This is a genomic window from Acinetobacter sp. YH12102, assembly GCF_013419125.1.
GTDB lineage: Bacteria > Pseudomonadota > Gammaproteobacteria > Pseudomonadales > Moraxellaceae > Acinetobacter > Acinetobacter pseudolwoffii.
Map to the genome: position 1 here is coordinate 1 of NZ_VPAS01000047.1, position 1,603 is coordinate 1,603.

Genomic DNA, 1,603 nt, shown 5'->3' on the forward strand with positions numbered 1-1,603 from the left:
GGTTATCATCGTCGAAGTTTGGTTGAAACTAAGATGCATTGCATCAAATTATTAGGAGATAAACTCAGTGCAAGGAGTTTTGATAGCCAAGTGAATGAGATCCATGCACGTGTAGCAGTCCTTAACATATTTACGGAATTAGGTCGACCACTTACCCAAGTTACGCCTTAAATTTGGCTCAATTAGGGGCGCTTTGCATTTCAAATCTTTGTGCAACAAAGCCAAGTCAATTTAGTTATGCTCTGCTCTTCAGATGGTTTTGAACTTGCGTCAGTGCATAAAAAGGATGTTGAAAATCATGGAAAACTTGCAGCTGTAAGTAGTTCAATTCTGGCTATGATTCATGCATTTATGAATGAAATTAATTTCACAGGATGCCAGAGCATAACACTAGATGCAGATAATGGTAAGGCTGTTATGGCATCTATTCAACATCCTAATTTTCCAATGCTTATAGTCATTCTTTCTTCCAAAGAAGTTTTACTGGGTCAGCTACTGTACGCAACCAAAAAAGCTAGCACTGATATTGCAGCATATAAAATTAAAATTTAGGTTTTAAATGCTATATCCTATTTATATTTACGAAACTATGATCTGTCATCAATTAAGCCAAATTATTGTTGAGGCAAGATAAATTGCTGACAAAAAGTTTTGAACTAATTTATGATAGCGTATGGTAATAACACGATACTGCTTGAGCTTGGCAAAAAAGTTCCCGATCAAATATCGTGCTTTATAAAAATATCGGTTTATAATCACCTTGACTCATAGCGTTATTTTTAGAGGGTATCACGCCTTAAACATTAATTTTATGGATTGGAACAATTATTCGATCTTTAGACTTTTAGGGTTTATCTATGGGCTAAGTTTGACTGAATAATAAGTCCAGCAATATATCAGCACCATTTAAATCATGAACTTGCCCAGCAACAGTAAGATAAAATTTTATTGGATTGCCTAAGACATCATTATGAGCACGCATTTTGGTGCTTAAGTTATCTTTCCTCCGTCCGATCGCCTGATTTCTTCCCCAGCGCTGTGTTGATGAGCACAATGGTGGAGTCGAACATGGCTATTCATTGTCACTGTCATGTGACAGCACTTCAAAGACTCTCTGCCACACACCTGCTTTAGGCCAACGACTAAAACGAATATCCACGACGCTGAAATCACCAAATGTTATGAAAAGACTCACTCGCTAATGAATATCTGAACGATACCTAACTGCTCTCAGCAAATAATTGGTTATCTTTATCAATTACTCTAACAATTTCTATTCTAATATCTAAATCATGCCAGTAACACCTAAGAAAGCTATCACAGGATTTATTAAATAAAGACCTAGCACTTAGTCCTATTCTAACTATCTTAATAGCTAAACTTGAGCATATCTCAATCATTTTTTGAAAAGCTTGAGATTTAAATAATAACTTAATTATTTTCAATGCACACAAAAAAACACCCCCTGCATAAGCAGAGGGTGTTTCGAATAATGAGCTGGCGATGACTTACTCTCACATGGGTAACCCCACACTACCATCAGCGCAAAGAGGTTTCACTTCTGAGTTCGGGAAGGGATCAGGTGGTTCACTCTTGCTATTGT

The 1,603-nt window shown here is 36.6% G+C and carries 2 protein-coding genes, 1 rRNA gene and 1 pseudogene; 2 read left to right on the plus strand and 2 right to left on the minus strand.

The genetic code is table 11. The features are described from left to right. Window positions 1-171: pseudogene (locus FTU42_RS14695) on the plus strand (IS5/IS1182 family transposase); the annotation flags it as partial. Window positions 172-237: 66 nt separating this feature from the next. Next, window positions 238-552, plus strand: a complete 315-nt coding sequence (locus tag FTU42_RS14700) for a roadblock/LC7 domain-containing protein (protein ID WP_257225603.1) — start codon at window positions 238-240, stop codon at window positions 550-552. A gap of 48 nt (window positions 553-600) precedes the next feature. Here the strand turns inward: FTU42_RS14700 and FTU42_RS15070 are convergent, their stop codons facing one another. Both FTU42_RS15070 and rrf read right to left on the minus strand, forming a co-directional pair. Further along, on the minus strand, window positions 601-759 hold the full coding sequence (locus tag FTU42_RS15070) for a transposase (RefSeq protein WP_373686740.1): 159 nt from the start codon (window positions 757-759) through the stop codon (window positions 601-603). Window positions 760-1,495: 736 nt separating this feature from the next. Further along, window positions 1,496-1,603 (minus strand): 5S ribosomal RNA (rrf, locus tag FTU42_RS14710); the annotation flags it as partial.